This window comes from bacterium (assembly GCA_018812485.1).
In the GTDB taxonomy this organism is placed as follows: Bacteria; JAHJDO01; JAHJDO01; order JAHJDO01; family JAHJDO01; genus JAHJDO01.
In genome coordinates, this window is record JAHJDO010000089.1 from 1 (window position 1) to 20516 (window position 20516).

General features: G+C 38.2%; 20 protein-coding genes. All 20 read left to right on the forward strand.

The genetic code is table 11. From position 1 onward, the window contains the following. Nucleotides 1-185: 185 nt before the first annotated feature. The 20 genes from KKC91_06900 (at nucleotide 186) to KKC91_06995 (ending at nucleotide 20505) form a co-directional block, all read left to right on the forward strand. On the forward strand, nucleotides 186-404 hold the full coding sequence (locus KKC91_06900) for a hypothetical protein (GenBank protein ID MBU0478279.1): 219 nt from the start codon (nucleotides 186-188) through the stop codon (nucleotides 402-404). Between the two features lie 180 nt (nucleotides 405-584). Beyond that, nucleotides 585-1967, forward strand: a complete 1383-nt coding sequence (locus KKC91_06905) for a replication initiator protein A (protein MBU0478280.1) — start codon at nucleotides 585-587, stop codon at nucleotides 1965-1967. Continuing rightward, a complete protein-coding gene (locus KKC91_06910) occupies nucleotides 1912-2787 on the forward strand; it encodes a thioredoxin domain-containing protein (GenBank protein MBU0478281.1) in 876 nt (291 codons plus the stop codon). Before KKC91_06905 ends, KKC91_06910 begins: the two co-directional genes overlap by 56 nt. Then, nucleotides 2784-3116, forward strand: a complete 333-nt coding sequence (locus tag KKC91_06915; GenBank protein ID MBU0478282.1) for a hypothetical protein — start codon at nucleotides 2784-2786, stop codon at nucleotides 3114-3116. Before KKC91_06910 ends, KKC91_06915 begins: the two co-directional genes overlap by 4 nt. A 1-nt stretch (nucleotide 3117) precedes the next feature. Next, nucleotides 3118-3438 (forward strand): type IV conjugative transfer system protein TraL, encoded by a 321-nt coding sequence (gene traL / locus KKC91_06920; protein ID MBU0478283.1) that lies wholly within the window; start codon nucleotides 3118-3120, stop codon nucleotides 3436-3438. Next, a complete protein-coding gene (locus KKC91_06925; GenBank protein ID MBU0478284.1) occupies nucleotides 3438-4025 on the forward strand; it encodes a type IV conjugative transfer system protein TraE in 588 nt (195 codons plus the stop codon). The genes traL and KKC91_06925 overlap by 1 nt, the downstream gene beginning before the upstream one ends. Beyond that, nucleotides 4012-4740, forward strand: coding sequence for a type-F conjugative transfer system secretin TraK (locus tag KKC91_06930; protein MBU0478285.1), 729 nt, complete (start codon nucleotides 4012-4014; stop codon nucleotides 4738-4740). Before KKC91_06925 ends, KKC91_06930 begins: the two co-directional genes overlap by 14 nt. Continuing rightward, nucleotides 4740-6086, forward strand: a complete 1347-nt coding sequence (locus KKC91_06935) for a hypothetical protein (GenBank protein MBU0478286.1) — start codon at nucleotides 4740-4742, stop codon at nucleotides 6084-6086. Before KKC91_06930 ends, KKC91_06935 begins: the two co-directional genes overlap by 1 nt. Continuing rightward, nucleotides 6058-6489, forward strand: a complete 432-nt coding sequence (locus KKC91_06940; protein ID MBU0478287.1) for a hypothetical protein — start codon at nucleotides 6058-6060, stop codon at nucleotides 6487-6489. The genes KKC91_06935 and KKC91_06940 overlap by 29 nt, the downstream gene beginning before the upstream one ends. Further along, nucleotides 6490-8991, forward strand: coding sequence for a TraC family protein (locus KKC91_06945; protein ID MBU0478288.1), 2502 nt, complete (start codon nucleotides 6490-6492; stop codon nucleotides 8989-8991). It abuts the gene before it with no gap. 385 nt (nucleotides 8992-9376) lie between these two features. Beyond that, nucleotides 9377-12166 (forward strand): hypothetical protein, encoded by a 2790-nt coding sequence (locus tag KKC91_06950; GenBank protein ID MBU0478289.1) that lies wholly within the window; start codon nucleotides 9377-9379, stop codon nucleotides 12164-12166. 13 nt (nucleotides 12167-12179) lie between these two features. Further along, entirely contained in the window at nucleotides 12180-13310 is a 1131-nt protein-coding gene (locus KKC91_06955) for a hypothetical protein (GenBank protein ID MBU0478290.1), read from the forward strand. Then, a complete protein-coding gene (locus KKC91_06960; protein MBU0478291.1) occupies nucleotides 13300-13872 on the forward strand; it encodes a hypothetical protein in 573 nt (190 codons plus the stop codon). The genes KKC91_06955 and KKC91_06960 overlap by 11 nt, the downstream gene beginning before the upstream one ends. Nucleotide 13873: 1 nt before the next feature. Beyond that, nucleotides 13874-14404, forward strand: coding sequence for a type IV pilus biogenesis protein PilP (gene pilP / locus KKC91_06965; GenBank protein MBU0478292.1), 531 nt, complete (start codon nucleotides 13874-13876; stop codon nucleotides 14402-14404). Next, a complete protein-coding gene (gene tadA / locus KKC91_06970; protein ID MBU0478293.1) occupies nucleotides 14404-16059 on the forward strand; it encodes a Flp pilus assembly complex ATPase component TadA in 1656 nt (551 codons plus the stop codon). Before pilP ends, tadA begins: the two co-directional genes overlap by 1 nt. A 2-nt stretch (nucleotides 16060-16061) precedes the next feature. Further along, entirely contained in the window at nucleotides 16062-17270 is a 1209-nt protein-coding gene (locus KKC91_06975; protein ID MBU0478294.1) for a type II secretion system F family protein, read from the forward strand. 23 nt (nucleotides 17271-17293) lie between these two features. Next, on the forward strand, nucleotides 17294-17731 hold the full coding sequence (locus KKC91_06980; protein ID MBU0478295.1) for a type II secretion system GspH family protein: 438 nt from the start codon (nucleotides 17294-17296) through the stop codon (nucleotides 17729-17731). Beyond that, the gene (locus KKC91_06985; GenBank protein MBU0478296.1) at nucleotides 17700-18179 is read left to right on the forward strand and encodes a prepilin-type N-terminal cleavage/methylation domain-containing protein; all 480 of its coding nucleotides are present in this window, start codon (nucleotides 17700-17702) and stop codon (nucleotides 18177-18179) included. Before KKC91_06980 ends, KKC91_06985 begins: the two co-directional genes overlap by 32 nt. After that, nucleotides 18151-19146 (forward strand): prepilin-type N-terminal cleavage/methylation domain-containing protein, encoded by a 996-nt coding sequence (locus KKC91_06990; protein MBU0478297.1) that lies wholly within the window; start codon nucleotides 18151-18153, stop codon nucleotides 19144-19146. The genes KKC91_06985 and KKC91_06990 overlap by 29 nt, the downstream gene beginning before the upstream one ends. Nucleotides 19147-19209: 63 nt before the next feature. Beyond that, nucleotides 19210-20505 (forward strand): conjugal transfer protein TraH, encoded by a 1296-nt coding sequence (locus KKC91_06995; GenBank protein ID MBU0478298.1) that lies wholly within the window; start codon nucleotides 19210-19212, stop codon nucleotides 20503-20505. Nucleotides 20506-20516 lie beyond the last annotated feature (11 nt).

Below are 20516 nucleotides of genomic sequence, written 5' to 3' on the forward strand. Positions count from 1 at the left end.
CCAAGTGATGTGGGTAACTCAAAGAGTTGTCCATAGAAAGTTAGTTTCCATAATTATTAAAGCCCTTGTAATAAAAATTACTTGACAGTATATAATGATTAGGTTATTATAAAATTCGCAAAGATTTATATAAAAAAACACTTGACAACTAATTTTAATTTTAATTTAGTAGTATAATTATTAAGATGATGAAGAAGGCAAGACCAGAGCGATTAGTTAAGAGGTTAATAAAATATCTAAATGAAGGAGAAATTACTCTCTCAGAAGCAGCCCTGGAGGTTGGAGTGAGTGTACAAACAATAATGAACTATAGAAATAAAAATTCTTTACCGAACTCGTTAATAATTATTCAACAGCTAGAAAGATACCTTAAAAGAGTGGAAAGAAGGTTAGAAAAAAGATAATGACAACAAAAATAAGCTATATTAAACGACCGTTTTTACTCACCCTTGGGAAAATAGAAGGGGCGTGTTCCCAGCACAGGAAAAACACACCCCCCAGTCGCGAAGACTGTAACCTAGGCTAAAACGATTGTAATGGAATTAAAATAAAAAATAAAGGCAAATTTAAGGACGGCACAGAAAATGATTCAAAAAGAGTTCTCTTCTCCCAATAGTCTGCTTAAAAACGTAGACTTATTGCCAATTTTTGTTTTTCACGGAAGTTCTGCGCGAAGATCCTATTACTATCGGGTTAGCAAAAAAGTGGAAGATATTACTTATGTTCGAGATTTAACATTAAAATATTCCGGGGTTCTAGGGTGCCCCGGAGAATTCGACCAAGATATCTGGATCATTATGCAATCAATGATAATTAACAAAATTAACGAAGAAGGCGACTGTAATGCGCTAAAATTTACAGTGGAAGAAATTAATAAAATTTTAGAGATTAAAAACGCAAAAGAAGCGCATAAAAAGATCAAGGAGAGCATAACCCGATTAACGGACGTGAATATTGAGATAAGCCTTCAAAGATATGATGATAAAAAGGGCGATAAAAATTTTAGTGTTAGCAATTTTAATATATTTGACATGGCTTGTTTTAAAGACAAATATGAAAACAAAAAATACTCTGAGTCTCATGTGATATACCCGTCAAGCTGGTTAATTAATTTGTTTATTCACAAAGACGCGAGTATTCCAAACACAGCTTTTTATTTTTCTCTAAGGCACGTACTCACAAAACGATTATATCGGTACTTGCTTGCGCGGTTCTTAAAAAGTAAATATTTCGCTAGCAGCATGAAAGAATTGGCAAACGAAATTCCTCTAGATAAGACATACTTGGAGAGCCCAAATAAATTAAAGGGGCATTTAAGCGAATTAAAGGAAAAGCATTTTTTAAAGGACTTTTCTGTGTATAAGGAATCAGGTCATTGGTATTTAAAAGCCAATTATGACGAGAAGTTTGAAGAATATTATCCACCACGGACTATTGGGGCAGACTTAGAAAAAATTGATTTAATAAGGGATAAGTACATTGCTCTTTTTGAAAAATCCGATTTAGGTCCAAAGGCAATCAGGGAATTATTGAGATACAAATCTGTATCAGAGATTTTGATGTATGTAGAAAAAGTGGGGAGGTCAAAACCAAGTAATCCTGCAGGTATGTTGTTTGCGGCAGTAAAAAACGACTGGACACTAAGAGAGATTAAAAAAGAAAAGAAAGAGGACATGTTAGAAGAAAAAAGAAAGAAAAACTTAAAAAAAATGAAAGAAGACAAAGAGAAATGGGCTGAACAAAAGCGGGAAGAAGACAAGATGAAAAAGATTTACGAAGGGCTTAGCGACAAGAAAAAAGAGGGATATAAAGAAAAAGCGACAAAGCAAATAAGGGAAGAAAATAGCGAGTTGTCCGAGGAAGTTGTAAAGGATTTTTTTCTCAAAGAACATTTTATAAGGGTAAAAATTCATGAAATGCTTAAAAAAGATTTGTGTCTTACTAATGGGGTTAACGTTAGTCAGTAGTATTGCAACGGGCGAGAGCGTTGATTCAAATACAGCGGTTAAAAAACTGGAGAAGATACTGCAAAAATCCATGGAAGGAATAAGCTTGGAAGTAGTTGAAGATAAAGCTTGTGACATAGAAGGATATCGCTACATTGCAGCGCATATAAAAAAGGATGGTGTAAGTCTGGGCAAATTTTCCGGGGTAACAAACGGCGAATGGATATTTTCTGGCAGAGCAATAAACCTGGAAAAAGAATTTGAGATGTTTTACTTCTGGGATCAGGAAGCATTTTTAGTGGATGAGGAACTGGCAAAAATAAACGATGGGATACTTGTGAGGGGAGATACAAACGCGCCAATCAAGATCCAGCTTTTCATAGATTTCTTATGTGGAAGCTGCGGGAAAGAATATAAAGAACTGATGGGAATTGTAATGGAAGAAAAAGACGTTGCTGTGTTTTTAAAGCTAGTTCCTGGAGAGGATAAAGATAATCTTAAGATTTCAAAACTTGCAGTATCCGGATTACTAGAGGGATATAACCTGATTAATGAGATATATGACTGGATGTTTGAGGGGAAAATTACATACAAAGATTTAGAAAAGAAATTTTACAGCACAATAAAACAAAAGGGGGGTGATGAGAAAAAGGTTGAAGTGTTAATAAATTCAGCACAGGTGCTTAGTATTATCAATTCGCATATAAGCGATTTTAAAAAGCTTGAAGGGGACAAAACTCCTTTGATAATGCTGGGCGGGCAGCTGGTGAAAGCCAGCGATGCTGGTGTTTTAAAGGAAGTAATTAAAAGAAAACTAAAAACAGAGGAGAAAGAAAAATGATAATGATTAAGATCAGAAAGATGGCAGGGTGGACGTGCAACGCTTATGTATGTTTTTTTGTGTTGCTGTTTGGATTTGCTCTAATTGGGCAGTTGTGTTATGGGGCGGACGAAGCGGCAACATCAAAGGATATTTCGGGGTTTAATGATTTTGCTAATACAATAACTGCAATTATGAGTGGTGCAATAGGCAAGACATTGGCGATGATAGCATTTGTCGCAGCGGGAATTTCGCTAATGAGTGGGAGATATGGGGTTGCGATTGGTTGTATTATGGGGGGCTTATTCTTAGCGTTTGCACCGGCAATTGCAAAGGCATTGTTTAACTAAGATGGCTACTAAGTGTAATAGAGACATAGACAAGCCTATGCTTATATTGGGTATGGAGCCGGAAGATATTGCGTTTGCAATCATGTTGCTTGGGGTATGTATGTTTGTTTTGGCAATGTCGGCAGGGATGGCTATATTTGTATGTGTGATATTTGTTTTTGTTTTGCGAAAACTAAAGGCGGGAAAGCCGGCTGGATATCTTGTACATCAGTTATATAAATACGGGCTGAAAACCAAAGGTTTATTACCCCCACATAGGGCATGGGTTTTTCTAAAGAAGAAAAGATTATATAGCTGTTGGCACGAAGAGGAGATGTACTAATGGCAAAAAAATACTGGGAGTTTTGGGGAGATCTGTATGAAAGAAACATCCGTTTAAACATTATCATAATTTTTCTAATTCTTTTAAGCGCCGTGTTAGGATATGCGTTGTTAAAGGTAACAATAAGACCGACCCCTATATACTACATCCCTTCGCAATCCGTAGCCGGCCTGGCAAAGCCAAACGATATTCCCAACTCTGCAATAAAAGCATTTGGAGCGTATTTCATTATGAATATGGCGAACATAACCCCAGCCACGGTTGATGACGCTTATACTGCTATCAAGAAATACATGTCTCCAAGATTATTGTCCATAAGCGAAGCTAGAATGGCAAAAGAACTGCCGAGAATAAAAAACGACAGCATATCATCGCTGTTTTCAATAAAGGAAGAGGGATTATTGGAAATTAAAGGAGAAGGAAGAAAAAGGATTTATAGATTAACATTAAAAGGGGAAAGGGTTGTCTATATGGGCAGAGAAGAGTTAAGCAAAAAGGACGTAGCTTTCAGTGTGGAGATGCAGCTAGTTCCGCCAACAGAGGGAAACCCATACGGGATAACAGTGGTGAACTATGAACAAATCTAATTTGAACAAATTTAAGATTACAGTGGTTTTCTTTTGTCTATTGTTATTGATCTCTGGTCACGCAAACGCAGGCGTAAGAGAGGTGTTTTGTAAAGGAGAGCCTGTAAGAATCAATCTGGTTGTAGGAGAACTAACAGAGGTAGGTTTTTTAAAGCAGGTGAGAGATACGATTGTTGGGTTCTCTCGCGAGGAAGTTTCTATAGAAAGCAAAGACAACAAGTTGTTTTTAAAGCCTTTTACTATGGTCAATGTAATGATGTTTGTATGTTTTGAAGATGGCTCCAGCATGCCGTTGGATTTAAGAACAGTAGAAGAAGCCGGGGATGTACAGGTATATATAAGGACAAAGACAGACATAGCACAAAATAAGCTGGAAAGAATAATAAAAAAAAGAAAAACATACGACCATTTGAGTTTCATAGCAGATATGGTGGAAAGAAGGTTTATTCCCGAAGCAACCGTAAGAGAAGGTGGGGGCGAGGTTGTATATGAAGATAAGTATATCCGGCTGAGACTAATAAAAATTTACGATATGGTGCTTTATCATGGTTATGTGCTTCATGCAGAGAACAGATCTACAAAAACGCCCGTGATGGTGCCTGTTCAGGAGATATATTTCCCTGGTTTATTGGCAGTAACATCTGAAAGAGAAATGTTGGAAAAAAGAGGGCAGGGAGCTGGCTGGGTGTGTAAAGTATATATGGTGATAGAGTAATGATAGAAGAAGAAAAGAAAACAGAAAAAGAGAATATTAAGAATAGGAAAGAGAAATTGAACATCTTGGATGTTTTGGAAATTGCCAAAAAATATTGGAAGGAATTTCAAAAGAAGCCTCGAATTTTTAAAAATCGAGCTTATGTTATAGGAGCTGCTGTGGTTGTATTAGTATTGGTCTGGTTCAGATCCCCTGATTATGAAGAAAGACCAGAAGAAAAAACCACTGGGACAAAAATAGAGGAAAAAACAGAAAAAAGCGGTGTGTTTTTTGATAAAGAAATCGACAAGAAAGCTTATGTTAAAAGACTTGATGGAATGTATGGTGAAGTAGCCGCTCGGGTTGAAGAACAGGAAAGACAAACACAGGGCTTTGAGAATTCGCTGGAAGATATAAATAAATCAGTCGAAGAACTTAAAGAGGAAGGAAGAAGCACAAGCAAAGACATGGCTACTATTAAAAGAGTTGTAAGTGACTTGAATGAGGCAATTCAAAAACTAACAGGAAGACCGATTAGTGGATTGAAGGCAGACGGGAAAAGATATTTAGGGGAAGAAAGGCCAGTATTTGAAGGAGAAGCAAAAACAGGGGAGTATAAGGTGCCACGGGGATCAATGGCTACGAAAATAACTGTATTTCAGGTTAAAAAAGAGGAAGAAAAAAAAGAAGTAGTTCCAGAAGAGGAAGAATTTCTTATGCTTCCTGCCGGATCTTTTGTTGACTGTACGCTTCTTTCAGGTGTTTACGCTCCTGCTGATTCAAGCAGGCCGTTGCCGGTACTTATAAGAATGGACGATGCTTTTATTGGTCCAAATAAGAGCAAGGTGCCTCTTGAAGGTATTTTTGGGCTGTGTAAGGCAACAGGAGAGTTGGTTTCTGAAAGGGCAATTTTGCAGTTACAGCAAATATCAGTAGTAATGAAGGACGGCAAAACATTTAATGAGGAAGGGAACCTGGGATATCTGGCAGGAGAAGATGCGGCTCTTGGGCTAAAAGGGAAAGTAATCAAAAACACAGGAAGATTAATTTGGAACGCCCTGTTTTCAGGTTATCTTGGGGGAGCTGCGGAAGCGCTGGCAATGGGGAAAACACAAACAACAATAGGCGGACAAGGGCAGATAGTACAAGATATAAACAAAAAAGCGACAGGGGACTATGCAGCTTATAGCGGACTTTCAGCAGCAGCGCAAAGAATGTCAGACTATTATATGGGGCAGCTTGAGCAATTAATCCCTGTTGTATATGTAGCAGCAGGCCGAAAGATAACAGTGGTTATGACAAAATCAATAAAAATAAAGGGATATAAATTAGAGAAGTATGACAGGTACATGGAAGAGGAGTATTAGCATCATGAAAACAACCGGCAAATTATTAGTTTTAATTACAATTGTTTCAATGTGCGGCTGCGCTCATGTACAGGATGAGCGTTCAGTAAAAGACATATATGAAAAATCAACAGCAAGAATAGATATAGAGAAAATTAGAGATACTCAAGACGGGCTGCACAAAAAAACAGGCTTAGGATATGTAACCCCATATGTACCGATAGTGTCAGCCCCAAAAACAATTAAAGTCTGGATTCCAGATTACATATCAAAAAAGAACCCAAATGTGCTGGTAAGCGGGCACTGGGTATTTATGCTGCTAACACCTGGGGGCTGGGAGCTTCAAAAGGAAGAAGGAAGCCAAAGGCCGAAGGCCTTGATCCCCAAAAAAATAGATCTAAGCGGTATGGGAGAAAAAAAGTAGATGGTAACAATGAAAGAGCTATCCAGGATATATAAAGACGCAGACAGTTTTATCAACTATCTGCCATGGCTGGAATACGAAGACGGCTATTATGTGCTTATTGATGGGGCTATTGGGCAGATGTATGAGATTGAGTGTCTCTCATCGGATCTAATGGATGAAAAATCACTGGAATATGTTGCGCAGAACTTAGAAACATTGTTTTTACGCTTGCCAGAAGAAACAGCAATGCAGTTTATTTTAATGTGCGATGATGATGTTGAAGACAAACTTGGAGAATATACAAAAAAAACCGGCTCAGATACTACTCAGGTAATTAGAGAAGCTATTAAGTCCAAGATTGGGAGATTAAGGGAAGGGACAAAAAAGAACCTACTACCAAAGCAAGGGGAATTTTATACCAAGAGAATCAGGCTGTTTTTTACAATATGGGAAACATCTAATCTTGCAAACTTTACAATAATTGAAAAAATAAAAGGCTTTATAGGAAACGAAATTAAAGGCGGAATTAAGGATATAGCAGAGCAAAACAAAATAAGCTTAGAGAAGAAGTGTAATATATGTGAAGGAGTGTTTAAAAACGCGGATATAGGCTTTAGAAAGAGTCCGCCTGAGACATTGGTTAAGCTGGTGTATAACATGCTGAATCCTGCAAGATATAAGGGGATTAAGGACGTTAATTATGATCCTGATAGATTCATTCGGGACCAGGTATTATTCAGTAGTGTTGAGACCAACGGCTACGGTCCCAAGTTTGAAGGAGTGCAGTACAATATAGTATCCATGAAAACCCTGCCAAAGGAAACGTTCCCCGGTATGCTCACAGGAGAATTTGAAACCGGAGGAAAGAGCGTAAGCATGCTTGACTTAATACAGGATTTTACGTTGGTTTTGAATGTAAAAATTGAGGACCAGAAGAAGGCAGTTTCTCGAATGGGAAAGCAGCGGGGCTTAATGCACCTTCAGCGATTTAACCTTCTTGGTCATAAGTCTGTAGATGCAGAGATAAGCGCAAAAGAAATGGATGAGACAATGTCTAGAATACATGGTGGAAAGCGGGTTGTGAATTGCAGGTTTCAGTTTCTTGTGCGTGAGAAACTGGTATCACCAGAAAAGGAAGATGTGTTGGAAAATCTATGCAACGAGATCAACAACATGATACACAAGGTATTTGCAGAAGGAGTTAGAGAGGACGTTATAGGATCCAGCTTATTTTTACAGTGTCTGCCTTTTAATTTCAGTGATAAATACGAAAGATTCATATGCAGAGGGAGAACGTTGCTATCTGATAATTTAGCAGAAATGCTTCCTGTATATGGTTCTTTTAGAGGGACTGGAACCCCTGCGCAAATTTGGCAAAACAGACGTGGAGAAACAGTGTTTTTCGACTTTTTTGATTCTGAAACAGCTGCGCATGGATTGTTAGCTGGAGTTACAGGTTCAGGCAAGAGTTTTTTCACAAATGACATTATTACCCAGAATTTACGAATAGGCGCGCAAATATTTATGTTAGACAAAGGGGATTCTTACAAGAAGTTATGCGCCCTATATAACGGAACATACATTACATTTGATCCCAATAAGCCACTTTGTATTAATCCGTTTGACGGAGAGCTCGACAACGAACGTCTTTCATACCTTGTAATGTTAATCTCCGAGATGACTTCGGGAGGCGACGAAAGGGAACGCGTTACAAGAGAACAAAGCGCCATAATACAAGAATCAATCAGAGCTGTTTATAAGGAAAAGAAAAAAGATATAGTTTTAACCGATGTAGCTAAGAAGCTAGGAGAAAGCCCGCAGGGAAAGCTAATTGCCAGAAAGATGTCTCCGTTTTTGGCTGGAAATCAGTTTGGCGGTTTTTTTGACGGAAAAACAGAGATTAATATAGATAATAATTTTGTTATTTTTGAATTAGGGCTTCTGGATACATATAAGGATCTTCAATCTGTAATGCTGCTTTCTATTATGTATTTTATAACAAAGCAGGTATCAGTAGCCAAGTTAAAAAACGTGAGAAAATACTTTTTAATTGACGAAGCGTGGAGTCTTCTAAACACAGAGAATACAGCGCGGTTTTTGGAGAATGCGTTTAGAACTTTCAGAAAATACGGGTGTAGTGTAATTGCCATAACCCAGCAGACAGCAGATTTTACAAGAACAAAAGCAGGGGAAGCCATAAGAGCAAATACAGCTAATAAGATTTTGTTAAGGCAGTCAGGAGATGTTATTGCCAGGATGCAGTCTGATTTAGATCTGAGCAAGAAAGAAGTTGATAAGCTAAAATCTGTAACAACAATTAAGGGGGCATATTCAGAAGCCTTTATAAAAACTGAGAGCGTAAGCGGAATTATTCGATATGTGCCGGATTCTTTTTCATACTGGCTCTATACATCCGATTCAAAAGACAACCGGGAACTGAATAAATATATAAAGGAATACGGCGGAATTGTAAAAGCTATAAATAAGATAAAAGAAAAGTATCCATATGGAGTACGTTGATGCGCAAAACTTGGGAGACAAATAATGGTTAGAAAGTTATTGTATAGTATGGCTGCCTTCAGCTTATTAATGACAGCGGGATGCGTGTCATCGCGCCTGTTTGTAAAAAAAGAATATGATGACGGCTATTTAAGAGGATTCAAAGAAGGCTCAAAGTATAACTTAAACAGGTACAAGTATGACGACGTAGGCGGGCTTCCGTACAAATACTGGACAAAGCCTATGGTTCAGAGAATATATATCCCCCCAAGAATTGTGGGAGGCTGTATGGTGCCAGGCCATTATGAATATGTAACAATAGTGCCTGGACAATGGAGAACACATTTCGCCTATCCAATAGGGGAAGGCGGATTAAAACCAGAACAAAACGAGAAAGGAGTACGAGATGTTGATAACGCGATCAAGAGTCTTTACGGTGTTGGTAGTCAGTCTGATGATGCTGACTTGTGGTACAACGATGACCACAAGCGCGGAAAGTCTGACGAAGAAAAACGAGACAAGGATAACAAAGCAACAAAATAAGGAGATTAAGGGGCTCATAAAAAGAGCAAAGGTTCAGTATAAGGGGGAGCACTATGAGAACGTAGTAGATTTATGCAAACAAGTTCTTAATACAAACCTAGAGAATGGAAAAGCCCTGAACAAAAAAGCTCTTAAATTAAAAGTAAAAGCAGAAGCTAAGTTAAATAAGATTAAAGAGCAAGCAAAAAAGGAAGCGGCTAAGAATAAGGAAGCTGAAAAACAAAAGAAAGAAAAAGCAAAGCAAGCGCTAATCGAAAATTTAATGAATCAGGCCAGACAGAAAATGAAGAGCAACGAGTATGATTTTGTAATAGCTCTTTGCGATGAGGTTCTCAAGATAGACGATAGTGAGATAGAAACGGTAAAATTAAAGGAAAAAGCGAAGACAGCGTTAAAAGAGAAGAAAGAAGAAGAAAGGCAAAGACAGGAGCAAGAGACAAAAATAAATAAAGAGAGAGCAATTAGAAGCTATTTAGATCAGGCAAAAGCGGAATATAAGAACAAGAATTATAAGAAAGCAGAAAGAGCTGCAGAGCATGTTTTGCAGATAGACAGAAGCAACAAAAAAGCAAAATCAATATGGACAAAATCAGATTCAAGGTTAGAAGATATCTCAGGGAAAGAAGAAAAGGAAGCCAGCAGGATAAAAATTAGAACATTAAAGAGCGAGTTGAAACTGGCATGGGAACAGAAGAAATATAAAGAAGTTGTAGAGATATGCAATTTGCTCCATGAGAATGTACCCGGAGATAGCATGGCAACAAAATACGAGAGAAAAGCAAAGGATAATCTTGCAAAACAGATGGTAGCGAAAAGGCTAATGGCCTCTACTGAAGAAAAAGAGGAGAAACAGAGAGAGTTGGACGGGTATGTCACAGAAGCTATCGAAAAATACAAAAAGAAAGATTATGCAGGGGCGCGGGATGCAGCAAAAAAAGCGCTAGAGATTGATAAAGATAATGACATTGTGTTGCCGATATACATTAAAGCAAACAGACGAGCGGATATGGCAGGCCCTGGGGTAGTAAAAGAGAAAGATACCACAGGAGCAGTGCCTGTATCAAAGCCTAAAAAGGATAAGGCAATGCGGGAAGAAATTGAGGGCAAAGAGGATAAATTAGAGTTTAAGAAGGAAGACATAAAAGACGCCCAGAGTGACGCTCTCTCTGAAAACGCAGATATTAAGGCAAAAATAAAAGAGATAGACGATTCAGGGCAGCTCCAGGCGCCTGCGCCGCCAACATCGGTCAAAAGACCTGATATGGATAGGTGGACCGGGCTAATAGACGAAGTTGACCAGGCAAAAACAGAGGTAAGCAAACCTGAATTTAATATTACTGTAGAGAAATTAGAAAAGAGCGTAAGTTTACGCTGTATGGACGTTGAATTACAGAAGCTTTTAGAAACTCTGTTGTCAGACGAATTTGTTCTGGTATTAGGCGAAGGAGTTAGTACAAAAAAACTTATCTCAATAAATGTAAAAGAACAGCCTTTAGGATCGGTTTTAACATCGGTTGTTACTCCGCTGGGATATTCGTGGAAGGTAAGAAGAGATAAAATAGTAGTTTTTGCTTTTGACACAAAGACATTCCGCGTTGTGCTGCCATCATTAGCGCATGGTTTTATAAACAAAATATCTAACGAGACCGAGACAAAAGAGACCGAAAGCGGCTCAGGGAGTGAAACAACAAAAACAAAAGCTAAAATTGGGGCCACGATTACCGTGCAGACAGAAGTGGAAGATATGTCTGTATGGGACGAGATTGACGCTAATTTAAAGTCTTTTATATCTGAGAAGGGGAAATATATTGTAAACAAGGGAGCAGGGCTAATTATTGTAAAGGATTATGGATACATCCTGGACAACATTGCGCAGTACATAACAAATGTTAATAGGGAGCTATCCAGGCAGGTTCTGCTAGAAGTAAAGTTAATTGATGTGTCATTGAGCCATACAAAGGAAACGGGTATCGACTGGGGAGCAATTACAAAGAAAGTTTCAGCTTTGGGTGTTGGTAACCTAACTATTTCAGGTAACTTTACAGATGCAGTATCCAACGGATTTGTTTTAAATGCTCAGGGGCCAAACGCAGGATCAGGAGATTCAAGAAGAGGCATACAAACACTAATCAAGCTGCTTGAGGAGCAAGGAGAGGTTTCTATTTTATCTCAGCCAAAGCAAATGGTCTTAAATAATCAACCGGCAGTAATTCAGGTAGGCAGAATTGTGACATATATTGCAAGTTCAACCAGATCTGTTACTGATACTGGGGAGTCTTATACTATTGAGACATCAGACGTTCAGGAAGGAATCACAATGTTTGTTGTGGCAAGGATAAATGAAAGCGGAGAAATATACGTAAATATATCTCCTGTCTTGACAACTATTGAGCAGATTCGACAAATACAGATGGGTGGCACAACTATAGAAGCTCCAGAACAGACAATCAGAGCAATGACCACAACAGTTAGAATAAGAAACGGAGATACAATAATTCTTGGCGGGCTTATATCTAAAGACAAAAAATATACAGATCAGTCAGTTCCTTTCTTTAACCGGATTCCCTTCATCGGGAAGGCTTTTGGATATACAGAAAGGGATGTAACAAGATCAGAACTGGTTATTATGATCACGCCAATAATTGTGTCATAAGGAGATTACATAGATGCGAATTGTATATGGAAAATGGTGCTTGATTGAAGACGATTCAGGGAAAGTAGAAGTTGTTGAATCAGATAAGTTAAGCCGAATAAATTTCGAAAAAAAGAAGATAGTTGTAGGTGTTGCGGATCATGACTCGCAAGTTTCTACAGAGCCGTCAAGCGTGGAATTAAGAGACGTTGACATTTCTGCTGTACAGCCAGCAGAAGCTCAGCTTTGGGCAATCTCAACAATAACCAGAGATACAATGAATAAAATAAGCAATATGGGAAAGATAGAAGGAGTCTATCCCATCGCGCCTGTAGTAATAAAAGGAATTAAAATAGAAAAGATTCCAAACCTAGAAGAGAAAAGAACCGTCTATATAGAAAAATGGAGCGAGAGCGAGGGATTTGCGGTCGGCTTTTGTGGCCAGAGAATATATTTTTGCGATTTTATTTCAATGAATCCAGAAGTATTGATAAGCGATATAATAAGAATACAGAAAAAAATGTCAGCCACGCAAATTACCGATATGCCCTTTCATTTAGTAACGAATAGTCAGGAAATTGGTAACATGGCGTTGGAAGACAACCTTTTTGGCGCAGGGGATATTGCCGTTGTACCAACGCATTTATCGCTAAAAGGGTTGGCACATGTTGAGGATATAAAGCCATTCAGGTATCCGGAAGAAATAGCAAGGGAAGAGAAAAACAAACAGCTTAAAAAGGACAGAAAGTTTATGGCAGTTGCCGGAACTATTGCACTAGCAATGCTTGCAGTAAGCGTTTGGTTTTTACATGGATTCCAGGTTAACACCGATAAATTAAAAATTCTAAATGACACAAAAAGAAAGATTAAAGTGGAGAATATTATTCTAACACAACAAAGATATGAAGCAATAATAGAGGCAAATAATATAGATATATTGCCTATTGTTCAAAAATTACAATTTATCTTTGGAAACAAATTCATTCCATTTGCAAATATTAAAAATAAGTCCGGAGAGATTTATCTAAACGCATATTTTGAAAAACCCCCTATTTTAAAAGAGCCAGGGTTAATTCAAAGAATCAGGGGTGTTATGAAAACAGCAAAGATAGAAGCGACAATTGTAAAAGGAAAGCAAGGGATAAAGGTGTCATATGTGGAATAAGTTTAAATTACTGGGAATTATGTTTATAATTGCGGCTTTTTTAGCCGGATTTTACACCATTAATACTTTCTATAGAGATATAGATTTGAAGAAGAACATAAAAAGTTCAAAGGTTGAGCTTTTTGCGCTTAAAAAAAGCATGGAAAGAATTAGAACGTTACCTAAAGCAGAAAAAGGAAAGAGTATAGATGTATTGTTTAATGAGCTTTGCAAAGAGCTTTCGCAATTTTGCGAATTGCTTAAAATCAATTATGGGTTACAAGCTGTCGGTTCAGTTGTTAAAGATGTAGGGAAGAAAAAGTTTACGGAGACAAAAGTCCAGGAAGAAAGGGTCCCTACGCTTGATTATGTTGTCAATAGCGAGCTTCCTGGCGTTAAGAAATTAGGATTACAATTTACCTATGAGATAACACGGGGGAATATTATAAGTTCTACTTATATTCTAGAGATATTACAGAAATACCCTGTGTTAATTAAGGAATTAAGAATAATAAGTGGGAAATATATTCTTAATTTTGATTTGTATGGGCTGGAAAAACTGTCAATAATTTTAGGAGGGTAATATGAGAAAAAAAGGAGTTTTTTGGATCGCCGGAATGTTCGTTGCATTAGGGATGATTATACCAAGTATAGGGCTATGCGAAGAACAGCAAAAGCAAGCTGAGGAAAGCAAAAAAATATACGACACAAAACCGTTAATCAAGCTAGAAGAGGAGATTTCAACAGAGGAGAAGCAGCTCAAATTGCTTGAGATAAAAGCGCAGAAGAAGAAATACGAAATTGAAATCAGAGGAATCGAAGCGCAAATGCAAGATTTTGAAAGCACGAATGGTGGACAGGCAGGACGCGTTTATCAAAGGCAGAAGATTAGAAGCAGTCAAGGCAAAGAAGGAGAGGATGTTAATTGGTTATCAAAAGCATATCTTAAAATGGTGTTTAAAAAGCAGAATGTGAACTATGCCATGATTTCATTTAATGATAGAGAAATTACAGTTAAAGAAGGGGATCTTTTTGAGGGTTATAAAGTAGAAAAAATTGCAACAGATTATGTTGTGATAAAAGCAGGCAAGATTATCGAAAGGATATCGTGGTGATGGTAAAAAGAGCGCATACAATTCCGTTAGGGCAATGGCTTTTAGGGCAGGGAGAGGTTTCGGAAGAAAACCTTGCAGTCGCGCTTAATGAACAAAAACAAACAGGAAAAGCGCTGGGCGATATATTAATAGAAAAGCATTTTGCTTCTGAAGAAAGCGTATATTTAGCCCTGGCTGGTCAGATAGGCTATGAATATATAAATACCCTTCCGGTTGGTTTGATTGATAACAAGGTGTTGGATCGTTTAGATATTAACGTTCTTAGAAAGAAGTCTGTTGTGCCAATCAGGCATAAAGGAAGCACATGTTTTGTTATTTCAGATCCAAGCGATGATTTGGTAATTAAATATTTAATAGAACAAGGGTATCTAAGTTATAAAAGACTGCTTACAACGCCAGCAAATATTGAGTCACTCTATTCGGAGATAACGACAAGCGATAAAAAAACTATTGAGAAACAAATCAGCCTGATGCAGAAGAGTGGAGTGGATCATGAAGAGGGAGAAATTAGAGAGTTTGTGCATAGGATTTTAAGTATAGCAATAAGTAGTGATGCAACAGATATTCACTTTGAGCCGGAGGGGTCTATAACAAGAGTAAGGATTCGTATAGATGGTATCTTATATGAAGAGAAACCTATTTCAATTAGTAGGCATAATCGCTTAGTAAATGTGCTCTATAGCATGGGGAAAGCGACGGTTTCAGAATTCGGCAAGTTTCAGGATAAGCAGTTTAGTATAGAAACCACCATGAAAAGGAAAGTAGATGTAAGGCTTTCTTCAATTCCTACTGAACATGGAGAGCGGGCCTCTATAGTTTTGCGACTGCTCAACAGAGAGAGGTCTTTGTCAGCTCTTAGCAAGCTTGGTTTTTCAAAGGATAGCTATAACAAAATACAAAAAGTGATTGAATTCCCGTATGGCATGGTAATTTTTACAGGGCCTACTGGAAGCGGCAAGACGACCTCTCTATATTCAATACTTCAGGAATTAAGAGGACCAAAAATCAAGATTATCACGATTGAAGATCCAATTGAAATTGATATATCCATGGTGCAGCAGGTTCAAATAAATGAAAAAGCCGGAATAACGTTCCCTGAAGCATCAAGAAGGTTTCTAAGGCATGACCCGGATATAATATTAATAGGTGAAATCAGGGATAAAGAAACTGCTGAGGAAGCTATACGAGCTGCAATGACAGGCCATAAGGTTTTTACAACACTGCATACAAACAGCGCAATAGACTCTATATCGAGATTTCTGGATCTGGGTGTTTCCAGGTGGAATCTTGCAAGTTCTCTTTTGGCTGTTGTTGCGCAAAGGTTGATCAGAGTTCTCTGCCCGAATTGCAAAGAGAAAGATGATCCCAGTAAATATAAAGGGATAGACATTAAAGATGTGAAAATATACAAAGCCAGCAAGAAAGGCTGCGAGAAATGTAACGGTAAGGGGTATAAAGGGCGAACAGCCGCATCAGAAGTATTTATAATAAATGATAAAATAAGATCCGTTATATCTAATTCTTTTAATATTGATAAACTTATTGAAGCTGCAAAAAAGCAGGGATATAGAACATTACTTGAAGATGCAATGGATATCTTGAAACAAGGAAAAACAAGTGTTGAGGAAATTAAAAGAGTGATAGGAGTAATGTAACAATGTTATCGTTTTGTTATAGAGCTGTTTCGAGTGCTGGGATAATAGTTGCGGGAAACATAGAAGGAGCTTCGCATAGAAGCGTTAAGAAAGGATTAATAAAGAAAAACTATCAGATTTTATCCCTATATCCAAATATAGTTAAGAGTTTATCATTGCTTTTTAAAAGACGACAGTTGAGCAGAAGCGCCTTAATTGACTTTTTTGGAGAGTTAGGTAAGTGCTTAAATATGGGAATGGATCTACTTGCGAGTCTTAAGATGATGCGTGAAACCACGGTGGATAGTATGGTAAAGAGAGTTTGTGTTCTTGTTGATGAGAGCATACGAAACGGATTTACTCTGGCAGATGCTTTAGGGAGAACGAACGTTATCCCTAAAATCAGCATTGCAGCTGTTAGGGTTGGGGAGAAAAGCGGCGATTTATCTAAGTCGTTGAGAGATTTGGCAGAGACATACAAAGTAGAGCAAGAGTTCGTATCAGAGTTAAAGCGCGCTGCAACATACCCTCTAGTTGTAATTAGTTTTTTGTTTATAGTGGTTATATTTGTTGGGTTTTATGTAATTCCTAAGCTAGAGCCACTTTTTGCAATCAGCGGCGGTGGAAACTTCATGACAAAAGGGCTTTTATTTCTCTCTTTTGTGTTAAGAAAATTTTGGTGGCTTATAATTATATCTTTTTTTGGCTTATGTTATTTTATAGGCGTTCTTAAAGAGCGGTTTTCCCAACAATTCTATGAAATTATCTACAAGATAAAGCTGGTTGGCGTGATGGCAAAAGAAACCGCTATTTCAAGAGCATTTCATAATCTTGGTTTGCTGGCAGAAGCAGGGATCCCTGTCCTGGATAGCTTAAGTATTGTTGTTGAGAGCATGCCATATAAATATATATGCGCAAAACTCAATAAAGTTAGAGAAAGACTTTTGATGGGTGGGTCTTTTGGCGAAGTGCTTAATGACGGATTCTTTCCCCCGCAAGTGTATGATGTTATAGCCAGAGGAGAAAAAAGAGGAGCGCTTGGTGAATCTTTTTTAAGTGTGGCTGAGTATTATAGAGGGAAAGTACGAGACAAGCTTATTATTTTAACTAAATTGGTAGAGCCAGTAATGATTATAATAGCGGCATTACTGGTGGTTGGAGTGCTGTTTTCGTTCTTTGTGCCAATATATTCAAATGTAACAAATATAGAGAATATAAGTACTTTAAAATAATGAAAAAAGGGGGTGAGAAAAGAATGATGAAGAGATCAATTAATCGCAAAGCATTTACATTGATTGAGTTGGCGATTGTAATGGTGATCATCGCCATACTTATTGGTGTATTAATTCCTACGTTTGGAATGCGTGATAAGGCAAATATCTCAAGAGCAAAAGGAGATATCGGGGGACTGCATGCCGCAGCGTTAGGATATGTAAGTGCTGGCAGGACAACTTTTACTGGAGTTAGTGTTGCAGTTCTGGTTACCGAGGGACATCTGCCCGCAAACTTTTCTGGAACAGCTTCAAATCCATGGGGAGGAGATTATACGGTAGCCGTTAATACGGATGCAACTAAAGTTGATATCGCTGCTACCGATGTACCGGCAAATGCAGGCGCAGATCTGGTAAGAACGTTTAATACAAAGAGTGAAGGAGCAGTTTATGCTACCACGACATTTACGGTTACGTTCTAAATATGGGTTTACGCTTCTTGAACTGGCTATATCTATAGTAATTTTAGGAGTATTGGTAATAATTATCGCGGGTACAGCGCATCAGAGGATAAAGGTGGCAAAAGCAGGAGCTGTAGTGAAATCAATGGCGGCTATTGCGGATGCAAGTGATGCGCACAGAAAAGATCAAGGATCATGGCCAACAACTCTGACTGATATAGCCAGTTATTTGCCTGCGAATTTTCAGGCAACAAATATGTTTGGAAACGGATACACATTATCATCTAATAACATGATTTTTACGGTACAGACGGATATTCCTTCAGGGATTCTAACAGCTAGTAGATTGGGTTCACAATTCAGAATAATTAGTAATCCGCCAAATGTTACATTGTCTTTAACAAAAACCCTTGAAATGGGAGAAGTGGGGGAGGCTGTTTATGATAAACAACATTTATATGAAGAATAAAAAAGCTTTTACACTTGTTGAAATTGCCATAGTAATGGCTGTTCTAGGGGTGCTGGCTATGGTAGCTACTCCCAGAGCTATTACTCTAATGAATACAAAGGCAGCGCAAAAAACGGCTGTAGAAACAAAACATATTCAGGACGCTGCTAAGTGGTATTATGTTGCAAATAGTACCTGGCCAGCAGATATTACAGCGCTGCAGACTGCCGGGTATCTGGATTCTTCATGGACGGCTAATAATTCTTTTGGAAATGCTTATAGTGTAAGCTCAACAGCAGACGCCTTTACTGTTCAAAGCAACATCCCCGCTGCTTATATAAATGCGGCAGCTCAGGTATTACCACAAGCCGTAGTAGTAGTAGAAACCATATCAAGTACTGTACCCCTGCCAGGAAGCGAATCCTCTCATGATAACTTGCTTCATAGATTAGCTGCTGCTACGCAGGAACAAAGGACATTAGAAGGGGATGTTTACACGCAGGGGAAAATTTATGACGATACAAACAATACATACCTATTGGATTTAAGCCCGACTGGAACAAGTTATGTACACAGAATTAGTGCAGATGACGTATATATCAGGCAGCTTAGTACTTGGGTAAGCGATATGACAGGTGTGCCGTCCGGGACCATAGCAATGTGGTCAGGCGCTAGTGCTCCTAGTGGCTGGGATTTATGTGATGGAACAAACGGTACGCCGGACTTAAGAGATAGATTTATTGTAGGAGCAGGATCTTCTTATGCTGTAGGAGCAACAGGTGGGGAGAATACCCATACTTTAACTATTGCTGAAATGCCTGCACATTCACATTCCTATAATGAGACATGGCATAAAGGTAATGCTACTTTTAACTCTGCGGCTAATTATATGACAGCCAGAGTTAATAATACTGGTTCAACTGGTGGAAATGCTGCACATGAAAACAGACCGCCTTATTACGCTTTATGTTTTATTATGAAGGGTTAAGTGAAAATAAAATGTCTAAAATCAAAAGTTTATCTGTTGTATAAGTAAAAGGAGAAAAAGCTCATGCTTAAATTACTTGCTTTTGTTACTTTAATTATAGTTTTTTCATGCTCTATTGTTTTTGCGGATCTGTGGGACGATGCAGAGGCAAAAAGCACAAACATAGAATATTATCAGTATTATAATAAAGATAAAGACGGGTTTGTTTATCGCGGTGGAGTGGATTATGCGCCGCCATATAGACCCGCTGAAAAATTAATTGAAATTCATACAAATGTAGAAGCTGGATGCGGCAGATTTGATTGGGAAGTAAATTTAAAAAACACATTAAATCAAGAGGCGCTTGATCGCTACTGGGAAGCTTTGAAAGGGGGAGCAATTAGTAGCGCACCCATACTTTTGTTGGAGTATATTTCTCCTACGCTTGCCGATATCGTGAAACACCTGAAAGCCATGAGTAATATGAGCATGGAAATGCAGTATGCAAGTTGCGAAAGACAACAACAACTCGCAACAAATTTAGGGCAAAGTCTTAGGAATGTAGCCCGTAATAGATACAGAAGCGAACAAGATCCAAGTGACATAAAGGAAGCAAATAGACTCACTAACGATCATGTCAATAAAGAAGACTGGGCAAGCGGATTAAATAAATATCAAGGTTCTGGGCAAATAGGCAGTGGAGAAGAAGGCTACAGCGTGATAGGACAATATCTAGAAAGCGAAGAAGCTGGAGGCGTGGGTAATACAACAAGAGATTATATAGCTGGGCTCCTGGGAGATGTTGTTATAAAGGGTAGTGGTTCCATAAACTGGAAGAAGCCAACAATTAATGAAGTTCAGATGTATGCGGATATTAAAAAAAGGCAAGAAGAGGTAGTGCTCGATCCAATAATAAGAAAGCTTGAGAATGGAGGAGAGTTTACTTCTGAGGATCAGGCTAAACTCTCTCGGTCGGATTTGATAGTGACTAAAGAATGGATGAAAGACGTAATGTTGTTGCCTTTAAATGAAAAGGAAATAGTATTTAGAGCGTATTTGACTTCGTATGCAGGACTGGAAACTTTAGATAATTTAGACAAAGCACAGAGAAATCTTGAAAAGGGGATGGGAGATCCCAGTATTTCTTTAGAGCAAAGAAAATACTTAGCGGCAAAAATTGATGGAATTAAAATTAAAAAAGATGGGATTGCAATTCGTGCTGAAGCGCAGAAAAGGGCTTATAACACTATGTTCGAGGCAATAAAGAGAAGCAAAGAGGTGCGGGCTAAAGCTGTTAAAGATACTATAGGGACTAAACCTGTTAGTGTTTTTGAAGGGGGTTTTAGTCCAAAGTTCACAAACCCAACAGCCGAAGAGTAGAGCTTTTTGGA